Here is a 24,408-nt window from a genome sequence, read left to right on the forward strand (position 1 = left end):
GTCGCGATGGCCGCGGCTGCGTTGATGGCGGGATGTGGTGGCGGGGGCGGCGGGGGCCGGCTTCGTGCCGCTCGCGCCACCGGCGAGCGCGCCACCGGCGGCACCGCCGCCCGCGCAGTCGCTGGCCGAGAAATGCCCCGCGTTCAAGGGCCGATCCGTCGCCGAAGGCGCGGTGCGCGTCGACGACGCGAAGCTGGTCGCCGCCACCGGCGTGCAGCCCGAGTACTGCGTGCTCACCGCGAGCTTCCAGGGCTCGAGCCTGCGCTTCGAGGCGCGGCTGCCGACCTCGGGCTGGAACGGCAAGCTGGCCTTCATCGGCGGTGGCGGCTTCGACGGCGCGCTGCCCAGCGCGGCCGATCCGCAGTTCAGCGCCTCGATCTTCAGCGAGCGCTACGCCACCATCGGCACCAACGGCGGCTACGACTATCCCGGCGTGCGCGACGCGGGCTACTTCGCGGCGCGCTTCGCGGCCGATCCCGCGAAGCTGCTCGACTTCACGCAGCAATCGGAGCACCGCGCGCTGCCGCCGGGCAAGGAGCTGATCGCGGCCTTCTTCGGCAGCGGCCCCGCGCGCAGCTACTTCGAGGGCTGCTCGATGGGCGGCCACGATGCGCTGATGCTCGCGCAGCGCTTCCCCGAGGACTTCGACGGTATCGTCGCGCGCGCGCCGGCCGGCAACATCATGGGCCTGTTCGTGCAGTTCAACCGCATCTCGAAGCAGGTGCGCGTGCCGGCGAACACGCTGAACCCGGCCAAGCAGACCCTGCTGGCCAACGCGGTGCTCGCGCAGTGCGATGCGCTCGACGGCGTGGCCGACGGCATCGTCTCGAAGCCCGCGGCCTGCAACTACGACCCCGCGCCATTGCGCTGCGCGGGCGGCGCCGACACCGGCGATGCCTGCCTGTCGGACGCGCAGATCGCCACGGTGAAGACCGTCACCTCGCCGGTCGCCACGTCCGACGGGGCCTGGTCGCATCCGGGCTACAACTTCGGCCTCGAGAACACGTCCGATGGCTGGGGCTCGTACATCTGGCCGCAGGCAGCGCTCGGCGGCAACTCGATCCAGGGCATGTTCTCGGACGGCTTCGTGCGCTCGTTCATCACGCAGGACCCGGCCTTCGATACGCTGGCCTGGAACCCCGACCAGTGGCTCATGCGCATGGGCGTGGTCGGCGGCCTGTTCAGCGCGGCCGATCCCGACCTCGAGCGGCTGCATGCGCGCGGCGCGAAGCTGATCCTGTGGAACGGCACCAACGACACCTCGGTGAGCGCGCGCGACACCTCGCGCTACTACGACCAGGTGGTCGGCAAGCTCGGACAGGCCAAGGCCGACCAGACCGTCGAGCTATTCCTCGCGCCGGGCGTCGGCCACTGCGCGGGCGGGCCGGGCGCCGACAAGGTCGACCTGCTGAAGGCGATGGCGACCTGGGTCGAGCAGGGCGTGCCCGCGTCGGCGCAGGGCCTGGTGCAGCGCAAGCTCGAGGCAGGCACGGGCGCCACGGCGCTCGCGCGGCCGATGTGCAAATACCCCGCGTACCCGCGCTACAAGGGCGCGGGCAATACGAAGGATGCGGCAAGCTTCGATTGCGTGAACTAAGGCCTCGTCCGACCCGGGGGCCGCGAGGGCGCGGCCTAGAATGGCCGGCCGTTCCCGCAACCCTGTGGCGAATGGCCGGAGACCCCCGCCGATGGAACTGCGCCAGTTCAAGTATTTCGTTGCCATCGTCGATTGCGGCAGCCTCTCGCGCGCCGCGCAGCAACTCTACGTGGCGCAGTCGGCGCTGAGCAAGCAGATGGCCGAACTCGAGGCCGAGCTCGACACCCCCTTGCTGCTGCGCAGCCGCAACGGCGTGGCGATGACCGAGGCCGGCAAGGTGTTCTACGAGTACGCGCAGGGCATCACCAAGCAGGTCAGCGACGCGCGCGCCGCGGTGCGCGTGGCCGCCGACGCGGTGGTGGGCTCGGTGGTGGCGGCCCTGCCGCAGAGCGTGTCGCCGATGATCGCGCTGCCGCTGATGCGCGCGGCCGCGCGCCGCTATCCCGACGTGGTGCTTCACCTCAACGAGGAACTCACGGGCAACATGGCCGACCAGCTCACGCGCGGCCGGGTCGACGTGGCCGTGTTCTCGCCCACCATGCCCGCCGACGACGTGGCCTTCACGCCGCTGGTGGAGGAGGACTTCGTGTTCCTCGAATCGCCGCAGAGCCCGCATGCGCTGCCCGAGGGCGAGGTGAGCATCGCGCAGGCGACCGCGCGGCCGCTGGTGTGGCCCGCCAATGCGCACGGGCACTGCACGCGCTGGCTGGTCGATGCGGTGCTCGAGGCCGCGGGCCAGCCGGCCGCGCGCGTGGCGGCCGAGATCAATTCGGTCTACACGCTCAAGGCCGCGGTCGAGGCGGGGCTCGGGCCGACCATCATGCCGCTGGGCCTCGCGCAGCGCGAGGTCAGCGAAGGGCGGCTCGCGGCGCACCGCATCGCCTCGCCCGCGATGTTCCGCACGCTGGGGCTGTGCGTCTCGCAGCACCTGCCGACCAGCAATGCCAAGCGCGCGATCTGCGCGCTGATCGCCGAGGTGATGCAGGGGCTGTGCGCGTCGGGCGAATGGGCCGGCGCGCGCGCGGTGCAGACCGCGAAGAAGACGAAGGCCTGAGTCAGGCGCGGCGCTTGCGCGCGGCCGCCGGCTTGCGGAGCTCGGCGGGCCGCGGGAACAGGCGCAGGATCGCCGCGCGCACGTCGTCCTTCATGCGCTCGGCCGCATCGGCCTCGCCCGACAGGTGGCGCAGCAGCGCCTGCTGGAACAGGCCGTCGAACAGCGAATAGGCCGCGGCGGGCGGCAGGCCCGTGGGCACGCCCGCGAGCTCCTCGAAGCGGACCATGATGCGCCAGATCATTGCCTCGAGGCTCCTGTCGATCTCGGTCACGTCGTCGCGGAAGGCGGCCTCGAACAGCGCCTGCGAACGCAGGTCGTACCAGAGGCGGTGCATGTGGCCCTCGTCGCGCAGCGTGTCGGCCAGGCTCCGCAGGAAGCCTTCCACCAGCTCGTCGAAGGTGGTGGCGCTGTCGACCGCGTGGTCGTAGCGCTTGACGCAGCGCGCCTTGTACTGCTTCACGCTGCAGACGATCAGATCGACCTTGTCGCTGAAGTAGTAGTGCAGCACGCCGTGCGAGAACTCTGTGTTCTGCGCAATCTCGCGCAGGCTGGTGCGCGCGTAGCCGAGCGTCGCGAGCGTGGTCAGCGCGGCCTCGCCGAGCTCGGCGCGTCGTTCCTCGAACTTGTCGACCCTGGCCTTCGGCACCCGGGCCGTCGACGGTTGTTCCTGCTGTCGTGTCGTCATTTCCACCGCGCCGCGCGATGCGCGGGCCGCTCTCGTTGTCCGTTGATCTGCAAACCATAGCACGCATGGCACGCCCGTGCGAAACGGCGTTCCAGCCCGTGCGGGACCCATTCTAGAAAATCTGGACAGTCGTCAAAGAAAATCTTGACACTCGTCAAGACGATTTCTAGGATGGCCGCTCCATCTCACAACCAGACCACAGGAGACAAGCGATGGGACAGTTCGATCTGAAGGGGCGCAAGGCGCTCGTGACGGGTGGCGCGCGCGGCATCGGCGCCAGCATCGCGCAGGCGCTGACCGAGGCCGGCGCGGCGGTGATGATTGGCGACGTGCTCGCCGACGTGGGGCGCGCGACCGCCCAGCGCCTCTCGTCCGGCGGGGCGAAGGCGGGCTTCGTGCCGCTCGACGTCACCGACGACGCGGCCTGGGCCGCGGCCGTCGAGACCACGGTGAAGGAGCTCGGCGGGCTCGACATCGTGGTCAACAACGCGGGCATCGAGATCACCTCGCTGGTGGTCGACGTGCAGGCCGAGGACCTGCGCCGCATGCTCGACGTGAACGTGGCCGGCACCCTGCTCGGCATGAAACACGCGTTCCGCGCGATGCGTCCCGGCGGCGCCGCGGGCGCGGGCGGCGCGGTGGTCAACATCGCCTCGGTCGCCGCGACCATCGCCTTTCCGGCCATCGCGGGCTACTCGGCCACCAAGTCGGCGGTCGACCGCGCGACCCGCGTGGCCGCGATGGAGTCCGGCAAGCTGGGCTACGGCGTGCGCGTCAATTGCATCTACCCGGGGCTGGTGCCCACCGACATGGGCATGAAGCTCGCGAACGACATCGTCGCCGCGGGCCTCGCGCCCAGCGTGGAAGCGGCCGTCGGCGACGTGATCGGCCAGACGCCGCTGGGCCGGCTCGGCGAGGTCGGCGACATGGCCGACGTGGTGGTCTTCCTCTGCTCCGACGCGGCCCGGTTCATCACCGGCGCCGGCATCGCGGTGGACGGCGGCATGGGCATGTGATCGATCAAGACAAGGAGAGACAAGAAATGAGCAGCAAGAACAAGAAGCCGGTCATCGTGTACGGCGCCTCGGGCTACACCGGGCGGCTGGTCTGCGAGTACCTGCGCGAGTACAACATCCCGTTCATCGCCGCGGGCCGCAGCCAGGAGAAGCTCGACGCCGCGATGAAGTCGAACGTGCCCGGCATCGAGACCGCCCGCTACGAGGTGGTGGAAGTGGCGCATTCGGTGGCGGCGCTCACCGAGCTCTTCACCGGCGCCTCGGTGGTGCTCAACACCGTGGGGCCGTTCGCCAAATTCGGCCCCGAGGTGGTGGAGGCTTGTCTCAACGCCGGCTGCCACTACACCGACACCACGGGCGAGCAGGACTGGCTGATCACGCTCGACCAGCAATGGGGCGCCAGGTTCGCCGCCGCCGGCCTGCTGCTCTCGCCGGGCCTGGCCCACATGTACACCACGGGCGAGATCGCGGCCCAGCTGTGCCTCGAGACGCCCGGGCTCGACACGCTCGACATCGCCGTGTTCTGGGGCGGCAGCCCGACCATCGCGTCGACGCAGACCATCCTCGTCAATGCAGCGACGTCGAAGGCCTACTACCTCGAGCAGAACGAGTACGTCGAGTGGCAGCCCGACGCCGGCCTCTACCACCTGTCGATCCCGGGCCAGCACGAGGCCGCGCTCGCGCTGCCCTGGGGCGGCACCTCGCACCCGGTGTGGTTCAAGCGCGATCCGCGCGTGGCCAACGTCAAGGTGCTCGGCGGCGTCTTCAACAAGCCGCTGATGATGGGCGTGCCGCAGATCGTGGCGGCCGCGCTCGAGGCCACCGAAGGCATGAACGAGCAGGACCGCTACGAGGCGCTGGCCAAGACCGCCTCGAGCGTGATGAACACCATGCCGCCGCGCGAGAACCCGCGCATCAACAAGTCGGTCGACTCGGTGCATGCCTCCGGTCCGCTGGGCCGCGTGCACTGCGTGATCTTCGGCAACTGCAACTACAAGCAGACCGGCCTGCTGCAGGCCTATGCGGCCGCGTCGCTGCTGCAGCAGCCGCCGCGCCGCGCGGGCTTCGCCTCGGGCTGCCAGGCCTTCGGCCACCGCGAGCTGCTGGGCGCGCTGCGTGGATTCGGCCTGGTGCAGGAACCCGTGCTCACGCGCATGGGCTGACCCCGATGCGTCTCGTCGACTACCTCGACAAGGGCGCCCAGCTGGGCGCCGACGCGCCCTGCCTGACCCTGGGCGAGGCCGACCTCAGCTATGGCCAGGTGCAGCGCATCAGCTGGCGCGTGGCGCGCGGCCTGCGGCGCGAGGGCCTCGAGCCCGGCGACAAGGTGGCCGTGCTCTCGAGCAACGATGCGATGGCCTTCGCCACGGTGTTCGGCATCTCGCGCGCGGGCTGCGTGTGGTGCCCGATCAATCCGCGCAACGAAGCGAGCGAGAACGCCTTCGTGCTCGATGCCTTCGACTGCGCCTGCCTGGTGTTCCACGGCAACTACGCGCCCATGGTCGAGCAGATGCGTTCGCAGCTGCCCAAGCTGCGCGCGCTGGTCTGCCTCGATGCGCGGCAACCGTTCGCGCCCTCGATGGACGACTGGCTCGAGGGCCTGGACGACGCGCCCCTCGACATCGCGCCGCCCGACGACGTGGCGATGATCGCTGGCACCGGCGGCACCACGGGCCAGCCCAAGGGCGTGATGCTCACGGGGCGCAACCTCGAGGCGATGTCGGCGCTCACGCTGATGGGCTATCCCTTCGAGGGCCGGCCGGCCTACCTCGCGCTCGCGCCGCTCACGCACGCGGCCGGCGTGCTGTGCCTGCCGGTGATGGCGCTCGGCGGGCGCGTGGTCATCATGCCCAAGCCCGACCTCGGCGAGTTCCTCGCGCTGATCGAGCGCCACCGCATCACCCACGCCTTCCTGCCGCCGACGCTGATCTACATGCTGCTGCAGCATCCCGAGCTCGCGGCGACGAAGCGCGATTCGCTGCAGTGCTTCTGGTACGGCGCGGCACCGATGTCGGCCGCGCGGCTCGAGGAGGCGCTCACGAAGATCGGCCCGGTGATGGCCCAGCTCTTCGGCCAGACCGAGGCGCCGATGATGATCTCGATGATGTCGCCGCGCGATCACTTCAATGCCGACGGCTCGGTGGCCCGGCATCGCCTCGCCTCGGCGGGCCGGCCCGGGCCGCTGGTGCAGGTGGGCGTGATGAATGCCGAGGGCGCGCTGCTGCCCACGGGCGAGAGCGGCGAGATCGTGGTGCGCGGCTCGCTCGTGATGCAGGGCTACTACAAGGACCCGAAGGCCACGCAGGAGGCCTCGCGCTTCGGCTGGCACCACACGGGCGACATCGGCCGGCTCGACGGCGACGGCTTCCTCTACATCGTCGACCGCGCCAAGGACATGATCATCTCGGGCGGCTTCAACGTCTATTCGGCCGAGGTCGAGCAGGCGCTGATGCAGCATCCCGACGTGCAGGACAGCGCGGTGATCGGCCTGCCCGACGAGAAATGGGGCGAGCGCGTGGTGGCCGTGCTGCAGCCGCACGCGGGCCGCAGCATCGATGCCGAGGCGATCAAGGCTTTCGTGAAGGCGCGCATCGGCAGCGTGAAGGCGCCCAAGCAGGTGGAGGTGTGGGCCGACCTGCCGCGCTCGAAGGTCGGCAAGGTGCTCAAGAAGGACGTGCGCACCATCCTGCTCGCGACCTTGACCCGCGAGCCGGGCGACTAGAGCAAAGAGATCGGCGGCGCTGCGCCGCCGATCGGCCCACGATCAGAAGCGCGCCTTGAGCGAGGCCGTCGGCCCCTGCAGGCGGATCTTCAGCCGCGCGTCGGCCGTGCCGCTGTCGCGCGTGATGTCGATGTTGGTCACGTTGTAGGCCAGCACCAGGCCCACGTTCTTCACCGGGAACCACTCCACGCCGGCCGCGGCGTTGTAGATGTTGCCGTGCGAGCTGCCGCCGTTCTTCCACACGCCCGAGGCGTCGGCGAACAGGCGCAGGTCGGGCGTGATCGCGTGGCGCACGCCGATCTCGAGCAGCGGCGCGATCGCGTCGCGGCTCGAGCTTTCGCTGAAGGTGCCGTACTGGCCGTTGACGCCCGCGAGCGCGCTCACGCCGAGCTTGATGCGGTAGTAGGCCGCGCCGGCGCCGAGGCCCAGCACCGTGTTGCCCGAACCGATCCACCACTTGTACGAGAGCTTGGCGAAGTCGACCTGCGTGTCGACGTTGGCGTTGCCGAAGGCCGCGATGGTGCCGAAGCCGCCGAGCGAGCTGGCGCCCGAGAGGCCGCCGAAGTAGTCGCGCTTGTAGCGGAAGTAGTCGAAGGAGATGCCCTGCGTGTCGCCGAGCAGCACGTCGGCCGTGATGCGCGGCATGGTCACGCGGCCGGGCTTGATGTCGCCGGTGTGCAGCGACCCGTAGGGCGTGCCCACCGAGGCGTCGAACTTGGGATCGGCGCCATAGGCACCGACGGAAAGACTGAAGCGGTCGAGCGCCGGCGACGGGTCGGCGAGGGCGGGCGTGGCGGCTGCGAGCAGTCCGCTGCCGGCCAGGGCGGCGACGAGGGTGGCGTGGCCGCGGGCGCGCGAGCGAAGCAAGGGCATGAAGAAGGTCCTTCGAAGGATGAAAGGCAAAAAAAAGGAAACCCCGGACCTTGCGCGTTGCTCGGCTTCCTGAGGTGCTGCTCCCTGTTGATGACCCACAAGTTAATAAGAGAGCGCGCACGCGCCTATGCGTCGATGGCGACGGTGCTTGTAGGAGAAGGGGCCATGCGCCTGTTGGTCCGCACCTGCGTCATTGCAGCGCCTGCTCGATCTGCCGCTCGATGTGTTCGTAGTCGCCTTCGCCCACGTGGCGGAAGACCACGCGCCCCGTGCGATCGACGAGATAGAGGCTGGGCCAGTACGCGGTGCCCCATGCCTTCCAGGTCCTGTAGCGGTTGTCCTGCGCCACGGGGTAGTCGATGCCGTGGCGCCGGATCGCCGACTGCAGCCCTGCCGCGTCGCGCTCGAACGCGAACTCGGGCGTGTGCACGCCGACGACCACCAGGCCGCGCTCGCGGTAGCGCCGGGCCCATTCGCGCAGGTGGGGCAGGGTGTTGACGCAGTTGACGCAGCCGTGGGTCCAGAAGTCGACCAGCACGACCTGGCCGCGCAGGCCCTCGATCGTGAGCGCGGGCGAGTTGAACCACTGGTCGATGCCGACGAAGTCCGGCGCCGTCGTGACGGACGCCGCGGAGGACGAACCGCCCGAGGACCACGCGGCGCGCGACAGCCACGCCGACAGCTGCGTGTCGACCCGCAGGGCCATGGCCAAAGCGGTCGCCATCATCAGCAGGCCGAACACGCGGCGCAGGGCGTGCATGTGCTTCGCCACGACGCGGATCCGCGCGCTCGCTGTCTGTCCGCCGTAGGCGATGGCGAGCATCGGCACGCCGGCGCCGATGGCGTACATCAGCAGCAGCCAGGCAGCGGTCCACGATTGCTCCTCGGTCGCGATCAGGGTGAGCACCGAGGCCAGCACGGGGCCGGCGCAGGGCGTCCACAGCAGGCCCAGGCTCGCGCCCAGCAGCAGCGCGCCGCCATGGCTGGCACCGGCGCGGTCGCCGAGCCTCTGCCCGGCATCGGCGAGAAAGCCCAGCGGCGCGGCCAGGCGGTCGAGCAGGCGCGGCCACGACAGCAGCAGCCCGAAGGCCAGCAGCACCGCGATGCTCGCGTCGCGCAGCGCCTGCGGCGAGAGGCCGAGCACGCGCGTCGAGGCGCCGAAGGCCAGCGCGGCGGCGGCGAACGACAGCACGAAGCCGGCCACGATCAGCAGCGGCCGCAGCGATGCGGTGCGCGCGGACGTCCCGGCGGGTGCGAGCGTGGCGCCGAGCAGCAGGGGCAGCATCGGCAGGATGCAGGGACTGCCGACGGTCGCGACGCCGGCGCCGAGGGCGAGCAGGGTTTGCAGCATGTGCCGGCCTTGCTTCAGTGGCGCGCCGGTGCGCGGGTCCAGCGCTGCGTCTTGCCGAACAGGGGCAGGCCGACATAGGCATGGAGCACCAGCTCGCCGGCGGCGATCGATGCGGTGGCGACCGACATGCGGCAGCGGTAGGTCTTGCCGTTCTCGCGGTTGTAGATCGGTGCCTTCCCATTCGCCGGGCGGCTCGCTGGCGGCCGTGGGCCTGAAGTCCTTGAGCAGCGTCATGCCCAGCGGCGAGCGCGTGTCGACGGCCTGCATCTCGCCGCCCTCGGGCGCCATCGAGCGATTGCCGAGCACCTGCGTGACGCTGCCGCACAGCGCGTCGCCGCAGGCCGAGACCTCGACCTCGAGGTTGCCGTTGGCGGTGATCCAGCGGCCGCGCGGATCGCCGGCGGCGGGTTGGGCGAAGGCCGCCGGAGCGGCGGCGAGCAAAAGGCCGAGCGCGAGGGCGCGGCAGGCGGAAGTCATCGAGTGCATGGAGGCTCCACGGGTGATAGGAGCCGCCATTGCATCGGCCGGCGTCGCCGCGGCGATGTCGAAAAGCCGGCGGATCTGTAGCAATGCTTGTCCGCGCGCGGCCCGGACAAACTGCGATACAAAACCGCGGCCGCGCCAGGCGCCGCCGCGACTATCGTGCCGCGATGGAACGCCCCGACCATGTGCTCGTCGTCGACGACGACCGCCAGATCCTCGCGCTGCTGCGCGACTACCTGACGCAGGGCGGGCTGCGCGTCAGCACGGCCTGCGATGCCGCGCGCATGCGCGCGGTGCTCGCCGCCCACGCGGTGGACCTGATCGTGCTCGACCTGATGCTGCCCGGCGAGGACGGCCTCTCGCTGTGCCGCGACCTGCGTGCGCGCGATGCGGCGCCGATTCCGATCCTGATGCTGACCGCGCGCGCCGACGAGGCCGACCGGATCCTCGGCCTCGAGATGGGCGCCGACGACTACCTGACCAAGCCCTTCGCGACGCGCGAGCTGCTCGCGCGGATCCGCTCGGTGCTGCGCCGCACGCGCATGCTGCCGCCCAACCTGCGGCGCGCGCAGCAGCCGCGCTTCCTGGCCTTCGGCGACTGGCGGCTCGACACGCTGGGGCGCCACCTGGTGGACGCGAGCGGCACGCTGGTGGCGCTCACGGGCGCCGAATACCGGCTGCTGCAGGTGCTGCTCGAGCGGCCGCAATGCATCCTGCACCGCGACCAGCTGCAGAGCCTGATCCAGGGCCGCGACAGCGACGCCTTCGACCGCTCGATCGACCTGCTGGTGAGCCGCCTGCGCCGCCGGCTGCGCGACCTCTCGCGCGAGCCGCGCTACATCAAGACGGTGCGCGCGGCCGGCTACGTGTTCTGCTGCGAAGTGCGTGCCGAGGCCGAGGCGACATGAAGCGCGCGCAGACGATGTTCGGCCGGGTCGCGGTCGTGGTGTTCGCGGGCCTGGCGCTGGCGCATGCGCTGACCTTCGCGGTGCTGCTGCACGAGCGCGGCCTGCTGGCGCGCGACATGATGGCCTCGTACCTGGGCAGCGAGGTCGCGAGCGCGCTGGCGATCCTCGATCGCGTGCCGCCCTCGGAGCGCGCGGCATGGTTGCCGCGGCTGGCGCGCAGGAACTACGACTACGCGATCGCCGCGCCGCCGGCGGCCGCGCCCGCGGGCGATGCACTGTCGCTAAGCCTCGCGCGCAGCGTGGCGGCCGCGGTGGGCGAGGCGCGCACGGGGCCGATGCTGCGCGGGCCCGGCCATGACGCCGATGCCCCCTTGCTGCTACCGCTGCGCCTGGCCGACGGCACGATGCTCACGCTGACGCTGCGCCCGCCCGCGCTGGGCCTCTCGGGGCGTGCCATCGCCCTGCTCGCGCTGCAGGTGCTGCTGCTGGGCGCCGCCACCTGGTGGGGCGTGCGCGTCGCGGTGCGGCCGCTCGGCGCGCTGGCGCGGGCCGCGAATGCCATCAAGCCCGGCACGCGGGCGGTCGCGCTGAAGGAGGCGGGCCCGGTGGAGGTGGTGCAGGCGGCGCGCGCCTTCAACGACATGCAGCGGCGCATCGATGCGCACCTGGCCGAGCGCCACCGGCTGCTGGCGGCCATCTCGCACGACCTGCAGACGCCGATCACGCGCATGCGGCTGCGGCTCGAGCCCTGGAAGGACGACCCGTGCGGCGCGCGGCTGGCGGGCGATCTCGATGCGATGCAGGCGCTGGTGGAAGAGGGGCTGGCCTATGCGCGGGCCGCCCATGCGGGCCAGGAGCCGTTTCGCGCCGTCGACATCGATGCGCTGCTCGACGGCCTGGTCTGCGATGCGCTCGATGCCGGCGCGCAGGTGGCGCTCGAGGGCCAGGCCGGCGCGCCGCTGAGAACGCGCATGCTCGCGCTGCGACGTACGCTCGTGAACCTGCTCGACAACGCGATCAAGTTCGGCGGCGGCGCGCACGTCGTCGTGGCGAGAACCGACACCGAGTTGCGTATCGCGGTGCGCGACAGTGGACCGGGCATTCCCGAAGCGCAGCTGCACAGGGTGCTCGAGCCCTTCTACCGCGTCGAGTCGTCGCGCAACCGCGCGACCGGCGGCACGGGCCTGGGGCTCGCCATCGCGAGCGAGCTGGCGGCCGCGCTCGGCGGCGGGCTGCGGCTGTCGAACCGCCCCGAGGGCGGCCTGGAAGCGCTGCTGAGCCTGCCCGCGAACCCCGAATGACGGCGCCGCGCCTCAGCGCCGCGCGATGTCGAGCTGCGTGACCGGCGCGCTGTCGTTGCCCCACGAGCCGCGGATGTAGGTCAGCACGGCCGCGAGGTCGGTGCCGTCGAGCGTCTCGCCGAAGGGCGGCATGCCGTAGGGGCGCGGATTGCCCGCGGTGGTCGGCAGGAAGCCGCCATGGCTCACGACCTGGATCAGGTTGACGGGCCGCGCCATGTTGACGGCGCGGCTGCCCGCGAGCGGCGGGTAGGCGCCCGGCGCGCCCTGGCCCTGGTCGCCATGGCAGTAGGCGCAGCGCTGGTCGTAGATACGGTTGCCGCGCGCCATCTCGCCGGCATCGCGGCGGTAGGTGGCGGGGCGCGCGGGCTTGGCGTCGCCCGCGTCCTGCGCGACGGCCGGCAGGTCCTTGAGGTAGGCGGCCATCGCCGAGAGATCGGCTTCGGACAGATGCTGCGTGCTCTCGAACACCACGTCGGCCATCGGGCCCATCACCGAGCCGCGCGGCGCGCTGCCGTTCTTCAGCAGCGCCACCACCTCGGTGGCGGGCCAGCCCGACACGCCGGCTTCGCGCGGATCGGCCAGCGAGGGCGCATACCAGTTCTGCACCGCGATCAGCCCGCCCGACAGGCCGCGCTGCGTCTCGGTGGCGCCGAAGGCATTGCGGCTGCCGTGGCAGGCGATGCAGTGGCCCAGGCCGTCGACCAGGTAGGCGCCGCGGTTCCATCGGCCGGCTTGCCCGCGTCGGCGACGAAGCTCTGCGGCGTGAAGAACAGGGCGCGCCAGACGCCGAGCGCGGCCTGGGTGTCGTAGGGGAAGCGCAGGCGGTGCGGCCGGTTCGGCGTGTCGGCCGCGGGCAGGCTGCGCAGGTAGGCGTAGATGGCGTCGGAGTCCTCGCGCGTGACGCGCGTGAAGCTCGGATAGGGGAAGGCGGGATAGAGCAGCCGGCCGTCCTTCGAGCGGCCGTTGTGCATCGCGCGCCAGAAGTGCGCGCTGCTCCAGCCGCCGATGCCGTGCTGCGCATCGGGCGTGAGGTTGGTCGAGTGGATGGTGCCGAAGGGCGTCTCGATCGGCAGGCCGCCCGCGTAGGCCTGGCCGCCGCGCGTGGTGTGGCAGCCCGCGCAGTTGCCGGCCAGCGCGAGGTAGCGGCCGCGCTCGATGCGCTGCGGCGTGGCTTCGAAGGCCTCGGCCCGATCGGGAATGGCGGCCTCGCCGCGCAGGTTGAGCGCGACCACGCCGCCGGCCACGGCGGCCAGCAGCAGCACGAGCACCAGCAGGGTCCAGAAAAGACGTTTGAGCGCGGTCATCGTCGCCGCCTCACTGCATGCCGCCGCAGGCCATCGGCAGCGGCGCGGCCGGCGCGGACGCCGGCTTGGGGTTGGCGGGCATCGGCTGCACCGCGAGCCAGCTCGCGACGGCGTTGATGTCGGCAGTGGTCATGCGCCGTCCGATCTCGGCCATGCAGTCGGGCGCGAGCGCATGGCGCTCGTTAGTGAGCCAGGCGCCGAGCTGCGAGGAGACGTAGAGGCGAGGAAGTCCCAGCAGGCCAGGGATGGCGGGCTGCACGCCTGTGAGCGCGGCGCCGTGGCAATGCACGCAGGCCGGGATGTTGCGCGTGGCGTCGCCCTCGAGCGCGAGCTGGCGGCCGCGCGCGAGCTGCGCGGGGGCCGCGTCGCTGGTCGGCGAAACCGCGGCATAGGGCAGGTCGAGGCCGGCGAAGTAGTCCGCGATCTCCGCAGGTAGGCGTCGGACATGTGGCGCACCATGTAGTTCATGTCGGTGTTGGAGCGCCGGCCGTCGCGGAAGCTGCGCAGCTGGTTGAACAGGTAGCCCGCGGGCTTGCCGGCCAGCCGCGGGAAGAAGGCCGCGTTGCCGGTCGAGCCCTGGCGGCCATGGCAGGCGATGCAGGCGGCCACGCGCTGCTCGATGCTGTCGGGCACGCCGGCCGGTTCGGCCGCGCGCGCGGGCTGCAGACCAACCAGGCCGAGCAGGCCGAGGGTCGCGACGGCCAGTGCAGCCAGCGTGGCGCGCAGCCCGTGGTGCGGTGGTCGAGGGAGAAGTCGCACGTGTCTCATGGCGGAAGGGCGCGGCTGCATCGGCCGCACGTCGTTGCTTCGTGGGAAAGCGTCGTCGGGCCCGGCGCGGTGCCCCGGGGACGTCGTGACCATACCAGCGCGCGCACGTTGCGGCGTACGCTGGGACAAAAAGTCCCATCGCTCGCGCCGCACCGCGCAGCGCCGTGGCCACGGCGCTAAGCTGCGCCCCATGTCCACGCTCCATCCCCTGTCCACCACCACCGGTCCGCAGCGCCTGCTGTATGGCGGCATCGTCGGCGTCGCCGTCGCGGCGATCCCCTGGCCGCTGGGCCTGATGGCGCGCGGGCTGGCCGGCTGGTGCGCGGCGGTGCTGGTCTACCAGGTGCTGACCTGGTGGCTGGCCGACACCTTCGACGCCAAGCGCACGCGCGAACGCGCGCAGTCGCTCGACCAGCCGAACCTGATGATCCTGGTGTCGATGCTGGTGGTGGTGGGCGCGAGCGTGGTGGCGATCGCGATGCTGCTGCAGCAGGTGAAGCAGTTGAGCGGCATCGAGCGCGCGGTCCACATCGGGCTCGGGCTGGTGGCGCTCGCGGGCTCGTGGCTGATGATGCATTCCATCTATGCCTTCCACTACGCGCACCGCTACTACAACGACGAGAAGCACCGCGGGCCCGACGCGGGCGGGCTGGACTTCCCGGGCAAGCAGGACCCCGACTACTTCGACTTCCTCTACTACGCCTACGTGATCGGCATGACCTCGCAGGTGTCGGACGTGCAGGCTACCTCGCGCGAGATGCGGCGCATCACGCTGATCCACAGCGTGCTGGCCTTTGCGTTCAACATGCTGGTGCTCGCGCTGTCGGTCAACGTGGTGGCCGGCGCGATCTGATCCCGGCCGAAGTCTTCAGGCCTTGGCGGCGCGGGGCCAGAGCTTCACGAGGCCGGTCGACAGCGCCACGCCGCAGACGATCACCACGGCGCAGGTCAGCATCCACTGCGTGATGGTCTCGCCGAGGAACACCGCGCCGTAGAAGGCCGCGAACACCGGCACCAGGAAGGTCACGGTCAGCGCGCGCGCCGGCCCGGCGCGTTCGATCAGCCGGAAGAACAGGATGTAGGCCACGCCGGTGCAGGCGATGCCGAGCGCGAGAAGTGCGAGCCAGGCGCGCGCGCCGGGCATCTGCGCGGGCCAGAGCCAGATCGCGGGCACGGCGAGGAACAGCGAGGCGCCGATCTGGCTGCCGGTGGCGGTGGCCAGCGGCGGCACGCCCGTGAGGAAGCGCCGCGTGGCGCTGGCCGAGATGCCGTAGCACAGGCAGGCCGCGAGGCAGGCCAGCATGGCCCACAGCGCCGCGAGGTTGCTGGCGCCGGTGTGCAGGCCGGCACCGCCGCTGGCGAGCATGGCGACGCCGATGAAGCCGATCACCAGGCCGACCAGCCGCGACCCGTCGGGCCGCTCGCGAAACCAGGCCCAGGCCACCAGCGCGCCGAACATCGGCGTGGCCGCGTTGAGCACGGCCGCGAGGCTGCTGTTGATGCTGAGCACCGCGAAGCTGAACAGCGCGAACGGCAGGCCCGAGTTGAAGACACCGACCGAGAAGCTGGGCTTCCAGTGGCGCGCGAGCGCGGGGCCCTGGCCGCGCAGCAGCGCGATCGGCAGCAGGAACAGCGCGGCGATGCTCACGCGCACGGCCGCGGTCGGCAGCGCGCCGAACTCGGCGGCGCCGATGCGCATGAACAGGAAGGAGGCGCCCCAGAGCGCGCCGAGCAGCACGAGGTCGACGAGCCAGCCCTTGGGCCTGGATGCGCCGGCGGCGCTGGTGGAGGTGGTGGTCATGCGGTGTTGTCGTTGTGTGTTCTTCGCGCGCGGACCGGAGGTCGGGCGCTCCCGACCCGCGAGCCTACCGCACGCCTTCGAGTTCGAGCAGCGCGCTCTTGCGCTCGAGACCGCCGGCATAGCCGGTCAGCGAGCCGTTGGCGCCGAGCACCCGGTGGCAGGGCACGATCACGCTGATCGGATTGCGGCCCACGGCCGCGCCCACCGCGCGCACCGCGGCCGGGTTGCCGACGTTCGCGCTCAGCGCGCCGTAGCTGGTGGTGGCGCCCGCGGGGATCGCGAGCAGTGCCTGCCACACGCTCTGCTGGAACGCGGTGCCGTGCGACAGGTCGAGCGGCAGCTCGAAGCGGTCGCGCTTGCCGGCGAAATAGTCGCGCAGCTGCGCGGCCGTTTCGACGAACACCGGGTGGTCGTCGCGCGTCTGCCAGCCCGTGGTGTCGGGCCAGTGGCGCTGCTGGTCGAACCAGACACCGGCCAGGCCGGCGTCGGTGGCGGCCATGGTGATGCCGCCGAGCGGGCTGTCGAAGTGCGAGGTGTAGATGACGGTCTTCTTGAACTTCATGGCTTCTCAGGCGGTGAGGCCTGCCGTGGGAGTGGAAGGGATGTCCGCGGGCGCTGGCTCGGCGGACGGCGTGGAAGAGGTGGGTGCATGCCAGGCGCGCAGCACCGCATAGCTGCGCCACGGGCGCCAGGCCTGCGAGGCCTCGCTCGCGGCGCGCGCGGTGCTCACGCCCAGCGCCTTCTGCAGCGCGACGTCGCCGGCCGGAAAGGCATCGGGCCAGCGCAGCGCGCGCATGGCGATGTACTGCGCGGTCCAGGCGCCGATGCCCGGCAGTTCCTGCAGCGCGGCGATGGTCGAGGGCACATCGGCGCCCGCGTGCAGCGGCAGCCGGCCCTCGGCCGCGGCGCGCGCCAGCGCATGCAGCGCGGCCTGGCGCTGGCGCACGATGCCGAGCTGGCCCAGCGCATCGCCGCTGGCGGCCGCGATGGCGGCGGGCGTGGGAAACAGGCGGTCGAGCCCGTCGATGGGCGTGGCGATCGCTTCGCCGAAGGCCTCGACCAGCCGCGAGCCCAGGGTGCGTGCCGCGGCCACCGTGATCTGCTGGCCCAGCACCGCGCGCACCGCGAGCTCGAAGCCGTCGACCGTGCCGGGCACGCGCAGCCCGTCGCCATGCGGAAAGGCCTCGTGCAGCGCGGCGTTGATGGCCATCGGATCGGCGTCGATGTCGAGCATGGCGCGGGCGCGGCTGATCACCACCGGCAGCACCGGCGCCAGCGAATCGCTGACCGACAGCAGCATCTGTTCGCGCGCCATGTCGAAGCGCAGCTGCAGCCAGCCGGCATGCACCTGCGCGCCGTGCTGCACGCGCAGCGTGCGCGCCAGCCGCGTGAAGGCCGGGGCCTGGGTGTTCTTGCCCGCCACCGGCACCTTGCCGTCCTCGGCCGTCACGCGCTCGACCCCGCGCAGCGCGCGGCGCGCGAAGAAGCCGAGCATCGCGTTCGGGTCGTAGGGCGGGCGAAAGCCCAGTCGCACCTCGATCGCGCGGCCGTCGCCGCCCTCGGCGCCGCCGGCGCGCCGCAAGGCGCTCGGATTGAGCCCGTAGTGCTCGACGAAGGCCGCGTTGAAGCGGCGCACGCTCGCGAAGCCGCTGGCCAGCGCCACCTGCGTCATCGGCAGGCGGGTGTCGGCGATCAGCTGCTTGGCCGCGAGCAGGCGGCGCGTCTGCAGGTACTGCAGCGGCGAGACGCCGAACTGGGCCTCGAAGATGCGGCGCAGGTGGCGGTCGCTGACGCCGAGCCGGGCCGCGATCTGCGCGGCGCCCGGGCCCTCGTCGGTCCAGGCGTCGGGCTCGTCGATCAGCCGCGCCGCCTGCTGCGCGAGGATGCGCGAGGCGTCCTCGGTCGACCAGTTGGCCGTGCCCATGGGGCGCGGTGCCAGTTCGGGCCGGCAGCGCAGGCAGGGGCGGAAGCCCTCGGCCTCGGCCTGGGCCGCGTGGCGGAAGAAACGGCAGTTCTCGCGCCGCGGCAGCTTCACGCGGCAGACCGGGCGGCAGTAGATGCCGGTGGAGGTCACCGCGGTGAAGAACGAGCCGTCGAAGCGCGCGTCGTGCGTCTTCAGCGCCAGGTAGCAGGCATCGCTCTCGAGCACGTCGGGGGAGGCGTTGGCGTTTGTCATGGGCCAAATATTAAGGTTTCGAGGCGTTTCGACTGGCCGTTTTCGGACATGTGGGTACCCCTGGCGATGCCTACAATCCCCGGGGTCTACGAATCCACAGAGGAATCCTTTTTCATGCAGCTCAGCGCGTCGATCTTCAAGGCCTACGACATCCGCGGCGTGGTGCCCTCCACGCTGACTCCCGAAGTGGCTGAAGCCCTGGGGCGGGCCTTCGGCAGTGCGGCGCGGGCCGCCGGCGAAAGATCGGTGGCCGTGGGGCGAGACGGGCGCCTGTCGGGTCCCTCGCTCTCCGAAGCGCTGATCCGCGGCCTGGTGGCCACCGGTGTCGAGGTGATCGACGTGGGCGCGGTCACCACGCCCATGCTGTACTTCGCGGCCCACACGCTCGCCACCAGCGGCATCCAGGTCACGGGCAGCCACAACCCCAAGGACTACAACGGCTTCAAGATGGTGCTGGCCGGCCGCGCGATCTACGGCGACGAGATCCAGGCACTGCGCAAGACCATGGAAGCAGGCAGCGCGACGCTCGCGCCCGGCGGCAGCGTGCGCCGGGTCGACGTGACCGAGGCCTACGTGCAGCGCATCGTGGGCGACGTGCGGCTCGCGCGGCCGATGAAGATCGTGGTCGATTCGGGCAACGGCATCGCCGGCGCGACGGCTCCCGCCATCTTCCGTGCGCTGGGCTGCGAGGTGACCGAGCTGTTCAGCGAGGTCGACGGCAACTTCCCGAATCACCATCCCGACCCCAGCAAGCCCGAGAACTTGAAGGACCTGATCGCCGCGCTGCAGCAGGGCGATGCCGAGCTGGGCCTGGCCTTCGACGGCGACGGCGACCGGCTGGGCATCGTCACCAGGGACGGCCAGAACATCTTCCCCGACCGCCAGATGCAGCTGTTCGCGCAGGACGTGCTGTCGCGCGTGCCGGGCGGCACCATCGTCTACGACGTGAAGTGCTCGCAGCGCCTGGGCCCGGCGATCGAGGCCCGCGGGCGGCAAGCCGCTGATCTTCAAGACCGGCCATTCGCTGATCAAGGCGAAGATGAAGGAACTCGATTCGCCGCTGGGCGGCGAGATGAGCGGCCACATCTTCTTCAAGGAGCGCTGGTTCGGCTTCGACGACGGCACCTATGCCGGCTGCCGCATGCTCGAGATTCTCAGCAAGAGCCCGAACGCGGGCGACGTGCTCAAACGCGCTGCCCACGAGCTTCTCCACGCCCGAGCTCAACGTGAAGTGCGCCGAGGGCGAGCCGCACGCGGTGGTCGAACAACTGCTGAAGGCGGCGAGCTTCGAGGCCCCGGCGCAGGTGTCGACCATCGACGGCCTGCGCGTCGACTGGCCCGACGGCTTCGGCCTGATCCGTGCCTCCAACACCACGCCGGTGCTGGTGCTGCGCTTCGAGGGCCAGACCCAGGCGGCGCTCGAGCGCATCGAGGCCCGCATGCTGGCGCTGCTCAAGACGGTGAAGCCCGACGCCACGCTGGCCGAAGCGGCGCACTAGGACATCGTGCGTTCGCTGCTGCTGCGCCTGTACGGCGCCTTCACCACCCTGGCCCAGCCTTTGGTGCGCCGCAAGCTGCGGCGCCGCGCCGTGGCCGAGCCCGGCTACGCGGTGGCGGTCGAGGAGCGCTTCGGCCACTACGACGCCGCCATCACCGGCCACGCCCAGTGCTGGGTGCATGCGGTCTCGCTCGGCGAGACGCGCGCCGCCGCCATCCTCATCGAGGAGCTGCGGCGCCAGTTCCCCGAGATCCCGATCCTGCTCACGCACGGCACCGCCACCGGCCGCGAGGAGGGCGCCAAGCTGCTGCGCGAGGGCGACACGCAGGTCTGGCAGCCCTGGGACACGCCGGGCGCCGTGGCGCGCTTCCTCGACCGCTTCCAGCCGCGCATCGGCGTGCTGATGGAAACCGAGGTCTGGCCCGAGATGGCCGCGGCCTGCGCCGAGCGCCGCATCCCGCTGGTGCTGGCCAATGCGCGGCTCAACGAGAAATCGCTGGCCTCGGCCGAGCGGCTGGGCTGGCTGGCGCGGCCGGCCTATTCGGCGCTGAGCGCCGTCTGGGCTCAGACCGAGGCCGACGCGCACCGGCTGGTGTCGCTGGGCGCCAAGGTCTCGGGCATCTACGGCAACCTCAAGTTCGACGCCACGCCCGACGTGCGGCAACTGCACGCGGCCGCCCGGCTGCGCGGCACGCTGCCCAAGCCGATCGTGGTGCTGGCCAGTTCGCGCGACGGCGAGGAACGCCTGCTGCTCGAGGTGCTGCGCCGCTTCGGCGCCACCGCGCCCGTGCCGCCCGAGCAGGGGGCGGTCCGCTCGATCTCGAAGCGGGTGCACGACGTGCAATGGATGATCGTGCCGCGCCATCCGCAGCGTTTCGACGAGGTGGCGGCGCTGATCGAGGCCGAGGGCTTCGCGGTGGCGCGCCGCAGCACGGCGGGCCAGCCGGCCGAGGCCGAGATCTGGCTCGGCGATTCGCTCGGCGAGATGGCGCTGTACTACGGCCTGGCCGACGTCGCGCTGCTCGGCGGCAGCTTCGAACCCCTGGGCGGCCAGAACCTGATCGAGCCCGCGGCCTGCGGCTGCCCGGTCGTGATGGGGCCGTCGACCTTCAATTTCGCGGAGGCCGCGCAGCTGTCGCTCGCGGCCGGTGCCTCGCTGCGCGTCGAGACCATGGAGCAGGCCGTGACCAGCGCGCTCAAGCTGGTCGAGAACCGCGAGCGCCGCGAGGCGATGTCGCAGGCCGCGCAGGCCTTCTCGTCCTCCAACCGCGGCGCGGCCGAGCGCACGGCGGCCGCGGTGCTCGCGATCGCGATGGCGGCCGAGCCCGAGGAAGCGGTGGAGCCGGCGCTGGCCGACGAGCCGGCGCAGCCGCCGGCCCAGGCCGCGCAGCCGGCGGCGGAAGGTCCGCGCGAGCGCGCGGAACCCACGCTCGACTAGGCTTTCAGCGCCCCGGGTTCAGCACCGGCGGCGGCGGCGGTGCCACGGGGATCGCGGGCGGCGGCGGATTGAACGGCGCCACCGGCACCGGCGGCACCACCGGCACGCTGGGCCGCGCGGGCGGCACGGCCACCGCGTTCGGATCGGCCGGCGTGGTCGATGGGGCCGGCACCGCGGGCACGCTGCCGTTCTTCGCCAGCGTGGCGTTGATGGCGTCCATGTCGGCCACCGTCAGCGTGCCGTTGGCCTGGCGCAGCTTCAGGTTGCCCAGCAGCACGTTGTAGCGCGCCTGCGCGAGGTCGCGCTTGGTCTGGTAGAGCTGGCTCTGCGAATTGAGCACGTCGATGTTGATGCGCACGCCCACCTGGTAGCCCAGCCGGTTGGCGTCGAGCGCGCTCTGGCTCGAGGCCTCGGCGGCCTCGAGCGCCTTGACCTGGCCCGCGCCCGAGACCAGCCCGAGGTAGGCCGCGCGCGTGGCCTGCGCCACGTTGCGGCGCGTGCCGTCGAGCACGCTGCGCGACTGGTCCTCGAGGGCCAGCGTTTCCTTGATGCGGTTCTCGGTCGCGAAGCCCGCGAACAGCGGCATGTTGAAGGTCACGCCCACGGTGGCGGCGTTGATGCGCGTGCCCACGGTGCTGGTGCTGGTGCCGTTCGGGTTGCGCGTGACGTTGTAGCCGAGGTTGGCGTCCAGCGTGGGCTTGTGGCCGGCGCGCGCCTTCTCGATCTCGAGGCCCGCCACGTCGACGCCGAGCTGCGCCTGGCGGATCGCCGGATGCCCGGCGTCGGCCTGCGAGACCCAGGCCTCGATGTCGGCCGGCTGCGCGGTCGGCAGCACCACCGGCACCGCCAGCGGCACCGGCACGCTGCCGGGGCGGCCGACCAGCTGGTCGAGCACGATCTTCTTCACGCGCAGATCGTTCTCGGCCGCGATCTCCTGCGCCACCACGAGGTCGTAGCGGGCCTGGGCCTCGCGCGAGTCGGTGATGGTGGAGGTGCCGACCTCGAAGTTGCGCTTGGCCGAGGCGAGCTGCTCGGACACGGCCGCCTTCTGCGCGCGCACCAGCGACAGGCTGTCCTGGCTCGCGAGCACGTCGAAATAGGCCTGGCTCACGCGCACGATCAGGTCCTGCTCGGCGATGGTGAACACCGACTGCGCGATCTCGGCCTGGCGCTTGCCCTGCTCCCAGGTGGCCCAGTTGGCGGGCCGGTACAGCGGCTGGGTGGCGTTGATGCCGACATTCTGCTGCGTGAAGTCGCGCGAGGAACTGCCCTGCTGGTTGCCCGTGATGACGTCGATGTCGAGGTTGTTGCGGTTCACGCCCGCGCTGAGCCCGACGGCCGGCAGGATGCCGGCCCTGGCCTGCGCGGCGCGCGCCACGCTGGCGTCGTACTGGGCGCGCGCGCCCTGGTAGGTGGCATCGAAGCCACGCGCCGATTCGTAGAGTTCGTTCAGTGTCTGGCCCTGGGCCGGCGATGCGAGCAGCGTGGCAAGAAGGCTTGCGATGGCTGCGGAAAGAGGCAGGAGCCGGGGCCTGGGAGGCATTGAAAGTCCTTGGGAGCGGAGGAATCAGTAGCGCGGCACGGCGGGGTCGTGCTGCGCGGACCAGGCGTCGATGCCGCCGGCCACGTTGGCCAGTTGCGCAAAGCCGTTCTGGTGCAGGAAGGCGGCCACGCGCTGGCTGCGGGCGCCGTGGTGGCACAGGCAGGCGATGCGCTGGTTCTCGTCGAGCTCGGACAGGCGCGCGGGGATCTCGTTCATCGGGATCGCCAGCAGCGTGAAGCCCGCCGGGGCGACGCTCGCGGTCTGCAGCTCCCAGGGCTCGCGGACGTCGAGCAGCACGGCGGGTGCATCGGCGTCCTGTGCAAACCAGGCGGCGAGGTCGGCGGGGCGGACTTGATCGATCATGCGGCCGGCCCGATCAGAACGCGAAGCGCGACGGCTCGGGGAAGTTCAAAAGGCGCGGCGCCACCGTGTCCCAGGGCTGGATCGTGTCCCACTTGCTCTCGCTGGTGCGGGTCACGAAGTGGGCGCGCATCATGGGCTCGTCGCCGACGATCGCCGCCAGGCGGCCGCCGACCTTGAGCGAGCCGAGCAGGTTCTGCGGAATGCGCGCGACCGAGCCGCTGAGCACGATCACGTCGAAGCTCGGGCCGCTGGGCAGCGGCACGGCGCCGTCGGCATGGCGCACCTCGACGTTGGTCACGCCGTTCTGGCGCAGGGTCTCGGCGGCGCGGGCGGCCAGCGCGGGGTTGATCTCGAGCGACAGCACCTTGGCGGCGCGGGCGCCGAGCAGGGCGGCCATGAAGCCGGAGCCGGTGCCGATCTCGAGCACCGATTCGTGCTTCTGCACGTGCAGGTCCTGCAGCGTGCGCGCCTCGACCTTGGGCGACAGCATGAATTCGCCGGGCACCGAGCCGTCGAGCAGCGGCAGCTCCATGTCGAAGAAGGACAGCGCGCGGTGCGCCTCGGGCACGTAGTCCTCGCGGCGGATGACCGCCAGCAGGTCGAGGATTTCCAGGTCCAGCACATCCCAGGGGCGGATCTGCTGTTCGATCATGTTGAAGCGCAAGCGCTCGAGGGTGGGGGCGGTGCTCATGGGTTTTCCTTCTGGGGGCGGGTCAGGACAAACCTTCAATTTTAGGCGGCACCCGACGGGCCAGCGGCTTCGTCGGGTTCCACCTCGGCCCGCGGCCGGGTGCTCAGGCCGTAGAGCACCGCGTCGGCCTGCATCTCGATGTACTTGAGCGGGTCGAAGTTGTCGCCCTCGTCGACGCACAGGTTGGCCGAGTGCTTCCAGAGCATCAGGAAGATCATCGGCGCCACCACCGAGTAGATGGTGTGGTCGACGTCGACCGGCCGGAACTCGCCGCGGTCGATGCCGCGCTGGATGATGCGCCGAAGCAACGCATGGCCCGGCCGCACCACCTCCTGGCGGTAGAAGTCGGCCAGCTCGGGGAAGTTGGCGCCTTCGCTCATCATCAGCTTGGTGAGGCCCGAGGCCTGGGTCAGGCCCACGCGTTCCCACCACACGCGCATGCAGTAGCGCAGCATCTGGGCCGTGGTGCCCTCGAAGGTCTCGAATTCCTGGTTCCACTCGGTGAAACGGCCGCCGAGGTTCTCGACCACCACGGCCTTGAACAGCTCTTCCTTGCTCGGGAAATAGAGGAACAGCGTGCCCTTGGAGACGCCGGCACGCACCGCCACTTCTTCCGAGCGGGTGGCGGCATAGCCCTTCTCGACGAACAGGTCGAGTGCCGCCGCCAGCAGTTCGCCGGGGCGTGCCTCCTTGCGCCGCTCGCGCTTGGCGCGGACCGGGCAGAGCTTGTCGGCAAGGAATCGGGGAGTGGGCATTGTTTAATGACTCGCGGGTTAGTAATGTAGTGAGCCGCATCGAATGCGTCAAGCCGCGACAATATCGGGTTCCCTTGTCAG

20 protein-coding genes and 3 pseudogenes are annotated in these 24,408 nt (G+C 71.3%); 10 read left to right on the forward strand and 13 right to left on the reverse strand.

The features are described from left to right. The first annotated feature begins 37 nt into the window (after positions 1-37). Both ACHMXE_RS20280 and ACHMXE_RS20285 read left to right on the forward strand, forming a co-directional pair. Positions 38-1,597: a tannase/feruloyl esterase family alpha/beta hydrolase gene (locus tag ACHMXE_RS20280; RefSeq protein WP_395350996.1), complete on the forward strand. Its 1,560-nt coding sequence runs from the start codon at positions 38-40 to the stop codon at positions 1,595-1,597. A gap of 91 nt (positions 1,598-1,688) precedes the next feature. Continuing rightward, complete coding sequence (locus ACHMXE_RS20285; protein WP_395350997.1) at positions 1,689-2,651, forward strand: LysR substrate-binding domain-containing protein; 963 nt, start codon at positions 1,689-1,691, stop codon at positions 2,649-2,651. 1 nt (position 2,652) lies between these two features. Here ACHMXE_RS20285 and ACHMXE_RS20290 read toward each other — a convergent pair whose 3' ends face one another. Then, positions 2,653-3,336 (reverse strand): TetR/AcrR family transcriptional regulator, encoded by a 684-nt coding sequence (locus ACHMXE_RS20290; protein WP_395350998.1) that lies wholly within the window; start codon positions 3,334-3,336, stop codon positions 2,653-2,655. A 212-nt stretch (positions 3,337-3,548) separates the two neighbouring features. Between ACHMXE_RS20290 and ACHMXE_RS20295 the strand changes: the two genes are divergently transcribed. From ACHMXE_RS20295 to ACHMXE_RS20305, 3 genes are read left to right on the forward strand one after another with little or no spacing between them, the layout of a single operon-like run. Then, positions 3,549-4,352 carry an SDR family NAD(P)-dependent oxidoreductase gene (locus tag ACHMXE_RS20295; protein ID WP_057596297.1) on the forward strand — a complete coding sequence of 268 codons (804 nt, stop codon included), beginning with the start codon at positions 3,549-3,551 and terminating at the stop codon, positions 4,350-4,352. Positions 4,353-4,378: 26 nt separating this feature from the next. Next, positions 4,379-5,515 (forward strand): DUF5938 domain-containing protein, encoded by a 1,137-nt coding sequence (locus ACHMXE_RS20300; protein ID WP_203202163.1) that lies wholly within the window; start codon positions 4,379-4,381, stop codon positions 5,513-5,515. Between the two features lie 5 nt (positions 5,516-5,520). Beyond that, the gene (locus tag ACHMXE_RS20305; RefSeq protein WP_395350999.1) at positions 5,521-7,074 is read left to right on the forward strand and encodes a long-chain fatty acid--CoA ligase; all 1,554 of its coding nucleotides are present in this window, start codon (positions 5,521-5,523) and stop codon (positions 7,072-7,074) included. 42 nt (positions 7,075-7,116) lie between these two features. On the opposite strand, the gene ACHMXE_RS20310 is transcribed toward ACHMXE_RS20305, so the two are convergent. From ACHMXE_RS20310 to ACHMXE_RS20320, 3 genes are all read right to left on the reverse strand, one after another. After that, complete coding sequence (locus ACHMXE_RS20310; protein ID WP_093340138.1) at positions 7,117-7,947, reverse strand: hypothetical protein; 831 nt, start codon at positions 7,945-7,947, stop codon at positions 7,117-7,119. A gap of 190 nt (positions 7,948-8,137) precedes the next feature. Then, on the reverse strand, positions 8,138-9,298 hold the full coding sequence (locus ACHMXE_RS20315; RefSeq protein ID WP_395351000.1) for a cytochrome c biogenesis protein DipZ: 1,161 nt from the start codon (positions 9,296-9,298) through the stop codon (positions 8,138-8,140). A gap of 14 nt (positions 9,299-9,312) precedes the next feature. Then, positions 9,313-9,426 (reverse strand): hypothetical protein, encoded by a 114-nt coding sequence (locus tag ACHMXE_RS20320; RefSeq protein ID WP_395351001.1) that lies wholly within the window; start codon positions 9,424-9,426, stop codon positions 9,313-9,315. Positions 9,427-9,948: 522 nt separating this feature from the next. On the opposite strand from ACHMXE_RS20320, the gene ACHMXE_RS20325 reads away from it, so the two are divergent. Beyond that, positions 9,949-10,689 (forward strand): response regulator, encoded by a 741-nt coding sequence (locus tag ACHMXE_RS20325; protein ID WP_395351002.1) that lies wholly within the window; start codon positions 9,949-9,951, stop codon positions 10,687-10,689. Next, positions 10,686-11,990 (forward strand): ATP-binding protein, encoded by a 1,305-nt coding sequence (locus ACHMXE_RS20330; RefSeq protein ID WP_395351003.1) that lies wholly within the window; start codon positions 10,686-10,688, stop codon positions 11,988-11,990. Before ACHMXE_RS20325 ends, ACHMXE_RS20330 begins: the two co-directional genes overlap by 4 nt. A gap of 12 nt (positions 11,991-12,002) precedes the next feature. Here the strand turns inward: ACHMXE_RS20330 and ACHMXE_RS20335 are convergent. Both ACHMXE_RS20335 and ACHMXE_RS20340 read right to left on the reverse strand, forming a co-directional pair. Beyond that, a pseudogene (locus tag ACHMXE_RS20335) lies at positions 12,003-13,294 on the reverse strand (c-type cytochrome). A 10-nt stretch (positions 13,295-13,304) separates the two neighbouring features. Further along, positions 13,305-14,062: pseudogene (locus ACHMXE_RS20340) on the reverse strand (c-type cytochrome). Between the two features lie 190 nt (positions 14,063-14,252). On the opposite strand from ACHMXE_RS20340, the gene ACHMXE_RS20345 reads away from it, so the two are divergent. After that, the gene (locus ACHMXE_RS20345) at positions 14,253-14,915 is read left to right on the forward strand and encodes a DUF1345 domain-containing protein (protein WP_203202156.1); all 663 of its coding nucleotides are present in this window, start codon (positions 14,253-14,255) and stop codon (positions 14,913-14,915) included. Positions 14,916-14,930: 15 nt separating this feature from the next. Here the strand turns inward: ACHMXE_RS20345 and ACHMXE_RS20350 are convergent, their stop codons facing one another. The 3 genes from ACHMXE_RS20350 to ACHMXE_RS20360 all read right to left on the reverse strand — a co-directional run bounded on the left by ACHMXE_RS20350 (position 14,931) and on the right by ACHMXE_RS20360 (position 18,039). Then, complete coding sequence (locus ACHMXE_RS20350; RefSeq protein WP_395351004.1) at positions 14,931-15,863, reverse strand: DMT family transporter; 933 nt, start codon at positions 15,861-15,863, stop codon at positions 14,931-14,933. 64 nt (positions 15,864-15,927) lie between these two features. Continuing rightward, positions 15,928-16,425, reverse strand: coding sequence for a methylated-DNA--[protein]-cysteine S-methyltransferase (locus ACHMXE_RS20355; protein ID WP_203202154.1), 498 nt, complete (start codon positions 16,423-16,425; stop codon positions 15,928-15,930). 6 nt (positions 16,426-16,431) lie between these two features. Then, entirely contained in the window at positions 16,432-18,039 is a 1,608-nt protein-coding gene (locus ACHMXE_RS20360; protein ID WP_395351005.1) for a DNA-3-methyladenine glycosylase 2 family protein, read from the reverse strand. Positions 18,040-18,153: 114 nt separating this feature from the next. On the opposite strand from ACHMXE_RS20360, the pseudogene ACHMXE_RS20365 reads away from it, so the two are divergent. Both ACHMXE_RS20365 and ACHMXE_RS20370 read left to right on the forward strand, forming a co-directional pair. Next, positions 18,154-19,538 (forward strand): annotated as a pseudogene (locus ACHMXE_RS20365) (phosphomannomutase/phosphoglucomutase). 6 nt (positions 19,539-19,544) lie between these two features. Beyond that, entirely contained in the window at positions 19,545-20,975 is a 1,431-nt protein-coding gene (locus ACHMXE_RS20370) for a 3-deoxy-D-manno-octulosonic acid transferase (protein WP_395351007.1), read from the forward strand. A 4-nt stretch (positions 20,976-20,979) separates the two neighbouring features. Here ACHMXE_RS20370 and ACHMXE_RS20375 read toward each other — a convergent pair whose 3' ends face one another. From ACHMXE_RS20375 to ACHMXE_RS20390, 4 genes are read right to left on the reverse strand one after another with little or no spacing between them, the layout of a single operon-like run. Beyond that, positions 20,980-22,518 (reverse strand): TolC family outer membrane protein, encoded by a 1,539-nt coding sequence (locus ACHMXE_RS20375; protein ID WP_395351008.1) that lies wholly within the window; start codon positions 22,516-22,518, stop codon positions 20,980-20,982. A gap of 24 nt (positions 22,519-22,542) precedes the next feature. Further along, entirely contained in the window at positions 22,543-22,881 is a 339-nt protein-coding gene (locus ACHMXE_RS20380) for a rhodanese-like domain-containing protein (RefSeq protein ID WP_057596286.1), read from the reverse strand. Positions 22,882-22,894: 13 nt separating this feature from the next. Next, entirely contained in the window at positions 22,895-23,572 is a 678-nt protein-coding gene (locus ACHMXE_RS20385; protein WP_209545342.1) for a protein-L-isoaspartate O-methyltransferase, read from the reverse strand. A gap of 41 nt (positions 23,573-23,613) precedes the next feature. After that, positions 23,614-24,327: a TetR/AcrR family transcriptional regulator gene (locus ACHMXE_RS20390; protein ID WP_209545343.1), complete on the reverse strand. Its 714-nt coding sequence runs from the start codon at positions 24,325-24,327 to the stop codon at positions 23,614-23,616. Between the last annotated feature and the right edge of the window lie 81 nt (positions 24,328-24,408).

The sequence above is a fragment of the Variovorax sp. UC122_21 genome, from assembly GCF_044056785.1.
Taxonomy (GTDB): Bacteria; Pseudomonadota; Gammaproteobacteria; order Burkholderiales; family Burkholderiaceae_C; genus Variovorax.

Excerpts from the sequence above, each read along its gene's own strand:
- ACHMXE_RS20285 (WP_395350997.1), top strand. The coding sequence starts at position 1,689 with ATGGAACTGCGCCAGTTCAAGTATTTCGTTGCCATCGTCGATTGCGGC.
- ACHMXE_RS20290 (WP_395350998.1), bottom strand. The coding sequence starts at position 3,336 with ATGACGACACGACAGCAGGAACAACCGTCGACGGCCCGGGTGCCGAAG.
- ACHMXE_RS20295 (WP_057596297.1), top strand. The coding sequence starts at position 3,549 with ATGGGACAGTTCGATCTGAAGGGGCGCAAGGCGCTCGTGACGGGTGGC.
- ACHMXE_RS20300 (WP_203202163.1), top strand. The coding sequence starts at position 4,379 with ATGAGCAGCAAGAACAAGAAGCCGGTCATCGTGTACGGCGCCTCGGGC.
- ACHMXE_RS20305 (WP_395350999.1), top strand. The coding sequence starts at position 5,521 with ATGCGTCTCGTCGACTACCTCGACAAGGGCGCCCAGCTGGGCGCCGAC.
- ACHMXE_RS20310 (WP_093340138.1), bottom strand. The coding sequence starts at position 7,947 with ATGCCCTTGCTTCGCTCGCGCGCCCGCGGCCACGCCACCCTCGTCGCC.
- ACHMXE_RS20315 (WP_395351000.1), bottom strand. The coding sequence starts at position 9,298 with ATGCTGCAAACCCTGCTCGCCCTCGGCGCCGGCGTCGCGACCGTCGGC.
- ACHMXE_RS20320 (WP_395351001.1), bottom strand. The coding sequence starts at position 9,426 with ATGTCGGTCGCCACCGCATCGATCGCCGCCGGCGAGCTGGTGCTCCAT.
- ACHMXE_RS20325 (WP_395351002.1), top strand. The coding sequence starts at position 9,949 with ATGGAACGCCCCGACCATGTGCTCGTCGTCGACGACGACCGCCAGATC.
- ACHMXE_RS20330 (WP_395351003.1), top strand. The coding sequence starts at position 10,686 with ATGAAGCGCGCGCAGACGATGTTCGGCCGGGTCGCGGTCGTGGTGTTC.
- ACHMXE_RS20345 (WP_203202156.1), top strand. The coding sequence starts at position 14,253 with ATGTCCACGCTCCATCCCCTGTCCACCACCACCGGTCCGCAGCGCCTG.
- ACHMXE_RS20350 (WP_395351004.1), bottom strand. The coding sequence starts at position 15,863 with ATGACCACCACCTCCACCAGCGCCGCCGGCGCATCCAGGCCCAAGGGC.
- ACHMXE_RS20355 (WP_203202154.1), bottom strand. The coding sequence starts at position 16,425 with ATGAAGTTCAAGAAGACCGTCATCTACACCTCGCACTTCGACAGCCCG.
- ACHMXE_RS20360 (WP_395351005.1), bottom strand. The coding sequence starts at position 18,039 with ATGACAAACGCCAACGCCTCCCCCGACGTGCTCGAGAGCGATGCCTGC.
- ACHMXE_RS20375 (WP_395351008.1), bottom strand. The coding sequence starts at position 22,518 with ATGCCTCCCAGGCCCCGGCTCCTGCCTCTTTCCGCAGCCATCGCAAGC.
- ACHMXE_RS20380 (WP_057596286.1), bottom strand. The coding sequence starts at position 22,881 with ATGATCGATCAAGTCCGCCCCGCCGACCTCGCCGCCTGGTTTGCACAG.
- ACHMXE_RS20385 (WP_209545342.1), bottom strand. The coding sequence starts at position 23,572 with ATGAGCACCGCCCCCACCCTCGAGCGCTTGCGCTTCAACATGATCGAA.
- ACHMXE_RS20390 (WP_209545343.1), bottom strand. The coding sequence starts at position 24,327 with ATGCCCACTCCCCGATTCCTTGCCGACAAGCTCTGCCCGGTCCGCGCC.